The organism is Mycobacterium sp. NGS49 (genome assembly GCF_059812565.1).
On the sequence record NZ_JCALCX010000012.1, the window covers coordinates 201,333 to 208,221 of the forward strand.

General features: G+C 66.7%; 9 protein-coding genes. 2 read left to right on the top strand and 7 right to left on the bottom strand.

The window, feature by feature from the left end; genetic code table 11:
• Positions 1 to 22: 22 nt before the first annotated feature.
• The 6 genes from AC5Y7D_RS14990 to AC5Y7D_RS15015 all read right to left on the bottom strand — a co-directional run bounded on the left by AC5Y7D_RS14990 (position 23) and on the right by AC5Y7D_RS15015 (position 3,791).
• Entirely contained in the window at positions 23 to 322 is a 300-nt protein-coding gene (locus AC5Y7D_RS14990) for a hypothetical protein (RefSeq protein WP_499925198.1), read from the bottom strand.
• Positions 319 to 972, bottom strand: coding sequence for a DUF6474 family protein (locus AC5Y7D_RS14995; protein ID WP_499925200.1), 654 nt, complete (start codon positions 970 to 972; stop codon positions 319 to 321). The genes AC5Y7D_RS14990 and AC5Y7D_RS14995 overlap by 4 nt, the downstream gene beginning before the upstream one ends.
• A 125-nt stretch (positions 973 to 1,097) precedes the next feature.
• Entirely contained in the window at positions 1,098 to 1,496 is a 399-nt protein-coding gene (locus AC5Y7D_RS15000; protein WP_499925203.1) for a transcriptional regulator, read from the bottom strand.
• Between the two features lie 614 nt (positions 1,497 to 2,110).
• Positions 2,111 to 2,644 (bottom strand): peptidase, encoded by a 534-nt coding sequence (locus AC5Y7D_RS15005; protein ID WP_499925204.1) that lies wholly within the window; start codon positions 2,642 to 2,644, stop codon positions 2,111 to 2,113.
• A gap of 227 nt (positions 2,645 to 2,871) precedes the next feature.
• Positions 2,872 to 3,495 carry a superoxide dismutase gene (locus AC5Y7D_RS15010; protein WP_499925206.1) on the bottom strand — a complete coding sequence of 208 codons (624 nt, stop codon included), beginning with the start codon at positions 3,493 to 3,495 and terminating at the stop codon, positions 2,872 to 2,874.
• Positions 3,496 to 3,638: 143 nt separating this feature from the next.
• The gene (locus tag AC5Y7D_RS15015; RefSeq protein WP_499925209.1) at positions 3,639 to 3,791 is read right to left on the bottom strand and encodes a hypothetical protein; all 153 of its coding nucleotides are present in this window, start codon (positions 3,789 to 3,791) and stop codon (positions 3,639 to 3,641) included.
• Positions 3,792 to 4,298: 507 nt separating this feature from the next.
• On the opposite strand from AC5Y7D_RS15015, the gene AC5Y7D_RS15020 reads away from it, so the two are divergent.
• Both AC5Y7D_RS15020 and AC5Y7D_RS15025 read left to right on the top strand, forming a co-directional pair.
• Positions 4,299 to 5,336, top strand: a complete 1,038-nt coding sequence (locus AC5Y7D_RS15020; protein ID WP_499925210.1) for a DUF4328 domain-containing protein — start codon at positions 4,299 to 4,301, stop codon at positions 5,334 to 5,336.
• A 4-nt stretch (positions 5,337 to 5,340) separates the two neighbouring features.
• A complete protein-coding gene (locus AC5Y7D_RS15025) occupies positions 5,341 to 6,165 on the top strand; it encodes a glycerophosphodiester phosphodiesterase (RefSeq protein WP_499925212.1) in 825 nt (274 codons plus the stop codon).
• Positions 6,166 to 6,176: 11 nt separating this feature from the next.
• Here the strand turns inward: AC5Y7D_RS15025 and AC5Y7D_RS15030 are convergent, their stop codons facing one another.
• A complete protein-coding gene (locus tag AC5Y7D_RS15030; protein WP_499925215.1) occupies positions 6,177 to 6,722 on the bottom strand; it encodes a ferritin in 546 nt (181 codons plus the stop codon).
• Positions 6,723 to 6,889 lie beyond the last annotated feature (167 nt).

Below are 6,889 nucleotides of genomic sequence, written 5' to 3' on the forward strand. Positions count from 1 at the left end.
ATCATGCCAGGACGCGCGTGGGCTACGGTCTGCGCCGTACGGACCACATCGCGACGACGGCGACAGCGGCCACGGCTCCTACCGCGAACGGCCAGGCAGGAAGCTCGCCGTTCGGGTCTGCGGGTGCGGCTGCGGGCTCCGGTTCGCCGGTGCGGGCCGGCCACCTGTCGGCTTCCGGCCCGACCGACACCCCCGCCCACGCCAGGTTGTCGCCGCCGGAATGAACCTGCGCCCAGGCCGTGGGGCTGATCGGCGCGGCGCCCAGATACAGCGCGCCGGCCAGGGCGATCGCGACGACAGGGCGCCGACGTGCTGCTTTCACAGCCCGAGCCGGGCCAGCAGGTCGGCTTCGATGCCGTCCAGTTGGGAGGAGATGGCCGCGTGAGCCGCCCGACGCCGCTGGGTCGGCATGTTCTCCGCGGCGGTGACGGCCGCGGACAGATCGGCGAGCCGGTCGCTGATGGCCGCCACGAACTGCTTGGTCTCGGCGTCCTTCGGCTTCTTTTCCTGCACTGCCCGCAGCGACTGTTCGGCTCCGGCGACCCGCGCCGAGAGCCGGGCGCCGTGCCCGGAGAACTGGCCGATCTGGGCCAGCGGAATGCCCAGTTGGTCGGCGCGGCGCTGATCGAGGAAACCGCGGGCGGCAACGGCTGCCCGGTAGATCAGCGGCGTCAGAATCGGGGCCAGCAGCCGCGACACCGTCAGGGTCCGGCGGATCCTGGTGGGCGACAGAAGCTTGCCCTCACGCGCGGCCTTGAGTTCGGTCTCGGCTACCTTCAGCGCGACCCGGTCGCTGTCCTTCTGGGCCTTGAGCTGCGCCTGGAGTGCCTTCTCCGCCGCCTTCCGGTCCGCCTTGATGCGGCGTTTCTCGTTCTTGGCCGACAGCCGGGCCTCCAGCTTGGCGCGGGCCTTGATCGCGCGGGCTTCGGCGCGACGAGTCGCACGGCTCTTTCGCTTGCGGAACAGGCCCATTCCCGGCCGCCCTCCCGGTATCTCGTGAACTGACGCGGCGCATGTGCGAGCGCTGGGCCAACCCTAATCCGAGCAGACGGCGCTCGGCCCGCCAGGTCAGGGGTCTACCGATTGGGCAACCGGCCTCAGGCGTCGAGCCCCTCGGCGCGGCGCAACTCGTCGATGCGGTCGAGAACCTTCTGCTGCGCCTCCGGGGACAGACCGTGTGAGCGCACGGCGATGCGGCGCACACCGTCGTCGCGCACACTGCCGTGGAACTGCAGCTCCTTGTCGAGCTTTTCGTAGTAATCGTCGTCGGTGAAGTACGCCGGCTTGATCCGGAAGAAGTTGGCGAGCGCGGCCATGGTGGCTGACGACGGGTTCGTGCGGTTGCCGGAACGTAGCTGGGAGAGGTAGGGAGCCGACATCGTGACGCCCTCGGCCTTGAGCGCGGCGATCACCTCCGCGGAGGTGTGCGGGCCCCTCCCGGGTGGATACACCGTGTCGAACAGGCGGTTCAGGCGGGCAGCGAACGTCGTGCTCATCGATATGACCTCCACCGGGGCGCTAAGAGCAAACGGTTATCAATAGGTATTTGCTGATCATGGTAGCGACTGATCGTGTTCACCACCAAGTGCAAACCCGATCGTAGCCCGTACTACCATGCGGGGCGACCGGGGGCGACGCCGTCCAGGAGCCACCGAACGAAGCGGCCAGGTGTCCACAAAACGACCGGATTTCACAGGTTATCCGCAGAATACCCGCTCTGCCCGCGCGCTGTGATTGGTCGTCGCCGGCGACGACGGTCGCAGCCGCGAACGCTCACCCAATCGAAACGAGTGCCTCCGGGCAACCAGCGCACGGTCGAAAAGCGACCGCTGGTCACTTTGCTGTCAGCCGCCGTTAAGGCCGCATCGGGCCACCGCATCCGCGACTGCGGGTCCGCGCCGCCGGCACGGGAGGGACGTGGCAGAGCGCTCGCAGCCGCGGCCGTGCCGGCGGCCGGGCCCGCGGGGCATCCGGTGTCTGAGAGTGGTCCTGGACTCCGCCGGCGGGCGCTTGGCGCCGCCCCGCTGGAGTTTGCGCCGCAATTGAGGTTGCCGCCGGCACGACGACCGGCGGCGCGACTGACGAATTCGCACCGGAGTGCCGTCGACGGCTACGCCGCAAGCAGCATGGCGAGGATTGCGGTGTCGGGATGGCTGATCGGGTCGACGCCGACGCGGCTCACCATCGAGGTGATGGTTCCGTCGGCCTCCGCTTCCACCCACGCGGCGCGGTGTTCCAGGCCCAGGTAGGGCAGGCCGGGCAGCAGTACGCACCCCGACGCGGCGCCGGTGCATTCGGGCAGCGATGGCGTCGTCTCCGAGGGCGGGTGCAGCATCAGCAGTGCGGGAGGCTGATGGTCCGCGAAATAGCCTGGCTGGATAGCTGTTTCGCCGAATACGGTGCCTTCGGCCAGGACCAGGCCGACGGTGCCCGGCTCCGGCTCGTCGGGAAGCTCCTCCCGGGCACCGAACACCGTTGTGGTGGAGAGCAATCCGGGCAACGAGGCGACCCGTACCGCCACCATCAACAGCTGAGCCCATTCTTTGGTGGAATCTGGCCAACGGCCAGAGATCACAAACCCTTTCAGGGCACCGCGAGCATGAAAGGGGGACACCCCTATCGGCCGGTCTGACCCAGCATCCATCTTGCCCTCCGTGACGCCTTCATCCGAAGTAACCACGCTGGTAGCTCGAACAAATGGTAGCTCGAATAATCAAGCATGCGCGGCGTATTCGTCCCCCGCAAGTCGAGGTGCTGTGGATAGGCGGACCAGGGGCGGCGTCACCTGTCCGCACCGGGCCGTGCGGTCACCGCTGCGCCAAAAGACAAGGGCGCCGCGCGATGTCGCGCGACGCCCCGGCCTGGAGGGGATCAGGGAAAGATCAAACCTGAGGTTTTCGACGTCGCCGCTTCGTAGCGGGACTGCACGTCCGCCCAGTTGACGACGTTCCAGAAGGCCTTCACGTAGTCGGCTTTGACGTTCTTGTACTGCAGGTAGAAGGCATGCTCCCACATGTCGACCTGCAACAGCGGAATGACACCGAGGGGCACGTTGGCCTGCTGGTCGTAGAGCTGGAAGGTCAGCAGCCGTCCGCCCAGAGTGTCGTAGCCGAGCACGGCCCAACCCGAACCCTGCAGGCCGTTGGCTGCCGCACTGAACTGAGCCTGGAACTTGTCGAACGAGCCGAACTGGTCGTCGATCGCGGCGGCGAGGTCACCGGTCGGCTTGTCGCCGCCGTCCGGCGACAGGTTCTTCCACCAGATGGAGTGGTTGACGTGGCCGCCCAGGTGGAAGGCCAGGTTCTTCTCGTTCAAGAAGATGGCCGAGTGGTCGCCCTTGGCACGCGCCTCTTCGAGCTTGGCGATCGCGTCGTTGACGCCTTTGACGTAGGTGGCGTGGTGCTTGCTGTGGTGGATCTCGTTGATCTGACCGGAGATGTGCGGCTCTAGTGCTGCGTAATCCCAGTCCAAGTCGGGCAGGGTGTATTCAGCCACGGCTTTCCTTCCTTCGATGAGCGGATCGTCTGACATGCCATTCACGGGGTCCCGTCATGCGGCGACCTGGCATCTTCAACCCTGCTCCATGACCGCGCGCGCCGCAAGGACGACCCCTGCGATACCCGGCAGTCGAGCCCGAATCAGGAGAGTGCGATGAGCGCGAGGATAGCCAGCAGTGCCAGGGCGATCAGACCAGCGCGCAGTGCGGCGACGACATAGGCCTGGTTCCAGGCGGGCGACCCCGAGTACGAATTCGACTTGGTCGAACCCGGACCGAACGAATGTGTGGCCATCAAATGCCTTCCAACTGCATGTCCACCTCGCCGCGCCGAAGCACGCCAGTGAGGTGAGTCACAATGAAGCTCCGCGTCCGCGATCATACGCCAAACGCGCGGCGCGGGAAAACGGACCGTGGCCCGCGCCGTGCCGCGGTGACCTTCGTGTTTTCGGTGGTGGGAAGCGTGGATGACTTGGCACCGTCTGGTGCGTTTGGTCACTGCAGAGACCGGGTAATCCCCTTTCCAGGTGCGTTGATCTATTCGCTCCGGGCACCCGCAGGCTGTCGATTGAGGCCTGCTGTTACCGCACTGTTATCCACAGTTGACTTCAAATCCCGCCGATAGAGGGCGTCGTACCCTCTTGTCCCAACTGTGGATAAACCTGTGGAAACTGTGGATAGTCCGGTTTAGCTGTGTCCTACGTCACGCCTAGTTTTACTGTGGCGGGTGTCGGCCTCGGCGGCGGCTGTGCTAAGAGCCGTCGCTCCGCCCACGGCGGCCGGTACCCATTAGGCTGGTCCGGTGATTCAGGTGTGCTCTCAGTGCGCGACGCGGTGGAACGTCCGCGAACGCCAGCGCACGTGGTGCCCCCGCTGCAGGGGCGCGCTGATGGCGCCGCTGGCCGACATGACCCCGGGCGATCCCCGGTGGAGCGCGGCCAGGACGCAGATGTCGGCCGTCCCCGCCGCGCCACGCACGCCGCCGCGACTGCCGCCCGGATTTCGGTGGATAGCGGTGCGGCCGGGCGCCGCGCCGCCGGTGCGCCCGGGGCGCCGGCCGCTCGGCCCGACACCTCGATACTCGGTGATACCGCGTTGGGGTCTGGTGGACCGGGCGCCCCAGACGGCGGTGGGGTCGTCGGACGCCCCGGTCGAGCCCGGACCGACCGCCGAGTTGGTGCGCATGCTGATGTTGGCCACTCAGCTGGTGCTCGGCGGAGCCGCGCTGGTGTATGCGCTGCGCTACGGACTGCTGGTCTACAACCGCAACTCGCTGCTGAATTCGCTGGTGGCCATCGCCGCGGACTGGCTCGGCATCGTGGCCAGCCTGGCGGCGATGGCGGTGCTGCTGGGCTGCTTCGCGGTTCTCATCCGGTGGTTGGTTGCGCGCCGGGCGGCCGCGTTCAGCTACCACGGCCTGCCCGAGCATCGCTCGACCCGCCGGTTGTGGGCGGGCTGTCTGCTGCCGTTCGCCAACCTGGTGATGGCGCCCGTCTACGTCATCGAACTCGCGCTCGTGGAGGACCACTACGAACGAGTTCGCAGGTCCATCGCCGGGTGGTGGCTGGCATGGGTGGTGAGCTACGTGGTCTCGCTTTTCGCGATTGCAACCAGCTTGTCCAGCGATGCTCAGGGCATCGCCAACAACACGGTGATGGTCGTGGTGGCCTACCTGGTTGCGGCGGTCACCGTCGCCGCGGCGGCGCGGGTCTTCGAGGGGTTCGAGCGCAAACCCGTCGAACGGCCGGCGCATCGTTGGGTTGTCGTGCCGGCAGATCCTCCCGCCGCACCGGTACCGGCCGCAGCGGTTGAGCCGGAGGGACAGGAACCGGCAGCATAAGCGTATGACGCGGGCGGACGAGGTGCTGGCCGGGCATCCCTTCGTGGTTGCCCACCGTGGCGCGTCGTCATCGCGCCCCGAACACACCCTGGCCGCCTATGACCTGGCCTTGAAAGAGGGCGCCGACGGTGTCGAATGCGACGTCCGGCTGTCTCGTGACGGCCACCTGGTGTGTGTGCATGACCGCCGCCTGGACCGAACCTCGACGGGGGAGGGACTGGTCAGCACGACGACGCTGGCCCAGCTGCGCGAGCTGGAATACGGGGTGTGGCACGACAGCTGGCGTCCGGACGGTACGCACGGCGACACCGGTCTGCTGACGCTGGACGCGCTGGTTGCCCTGGTGCTCGACTGGCAGCGGCCGGTCAAGATCTTCATTGAGACCAAGCATCCGGTGCGCTACGGCTCGCTGGTGGAAAGCAAGCTGCTGGCGCTGCTGCACCGCTTCGGCATCGCCGCGCCGGCCTCTGCGGATCGGTCACGTGCGGTGGTGATGTCGTTTTCCGCGGCCGCGGTCTGGCGAATCCGCAGAGCGGCGCCGATGCTGCCCACCGTGTTGCTGGGCAAGACCGGCCGCTACCTCACCAGCAGCGCGGCGACCGCCGTCGGGGCTACCGCGGTGGGACCCTCGCTTGCCGCGCTGAAGGATTACCCGCAGCTGGTGGACCGCTCGGCGGCCCAGGGCAGGTCGGTGTACTGCTGGACCGTCGACGATTACGACGACATCGACTTCTGCCGGGAGGTCGGGGTGGCATGGATCGCCACCAACTACCCGGGCCGCACCAAGGCGTGGCTGGAAAGGCGACAGGCGAGCGAGAACAGCGGCTGATCAGCTGTGTGCTAGAGGCGCCCGCCGGCAGGCTGGGGCGCGTCCGGCCCGGCCGGCGCACTCGCCACCTCACGCGCCACGTAGTTCTCGAGTTCGAACAGGTTGGACCCGGCCCGGTCGGCCACCCGCAGCAGGGTGGACATCAGGGACATCTCCTCGACCTGTTCCTTCAGGAACCACTGCATGAACTGCTCACCGAGGTAGTCGCCCTCGTCGCGGGCCACCGCCGCCAGCCGGGTCACTTGGTCGGTGACGGTGCGTTCCAGGTCCAGCGCCAGCGCCAGTGCGTCGCATGGCCCGTCGAATTGATTGCGGACGGCGTCCGCCCCGGGGATCTCCACCCGCAGATCGCGATCGAGCAGGTGCCGCACCATCATCATCGCGTGATTGCGTTCCTCGACCGCCTGCCCGTAAAAGTGCTGCGCCAATCGGGGCAGATCTTCGGCGTCGAAATAGACGGCAATTGCGACATATTGCTGAGCCGCCGTGAACTCGTTGAATATCTGCTCCTGCAGCAGGGCGTGGAATTTTGTCTTGTGCCCATCAAAATCCGTCATATTCTGCACGTTAGTCCTGCTAGAGGGGCATCTGCAACGAAGGTTTCACTTACTCAGGAAAGGGTTTCCTAACCCGCAATTGGTCAGAAACCCCCATTCCTTAAAGGGCAGGTTTACCTAACTGTCCGGCGATTGGCCGCCATTTTATGGCGCGCGTCACAATTATG

Excerpts from the sequence above, each read along its gene's own strand:
- AC5Y7D_RS15000 (WP_499925203.1), bottom strand. The coding sequence starts at position 1,496 with ATGAGCACGACGTTCGCTGCCCGCCTGAACCGCCTGTTCGACACGGTG.
- AC5Y7D_RS15030 (WP_499925215.1), bottom strand. The coding sequence starts at position 6,722 with ATGACGGATTTTGATGGGCACAAGACAAAATTCCACGCCCTGCTGCAG.
- AC5Y7D_RS15025 (WP_499925212.1), top strand. The coding sequence starts at position 5,341 with ATGACGCGGGCGGACGAGGTGCTGGCCGGGCATCCCTTCGTGGTTGCC.
- AC5Y7D_RS14995 (WP_499925200.1), bottom strand. The coding sequence starts at position 972 with ATGGGCCTGTTCCGCAAGCGAAAGAGCCGTGCGACTCGTCGCGCCGAA.
- AC5Y7D_RS15005 (WP_499925204.1), bottom strand. The coding sequence starts at position 2,644 with ATGGATGCTGGGTCAGACCGGCCGATAGGGGTGTCCCCCTTTCATGCT.
- AC5Y7D_RS15015 (WP_499925209.1), bottom strand. The coding sequence starts at position 3,791 with ATGGCCACACATTCGTTCGGTCCGGGTTCGACCAAGTCGAATTCGTAC.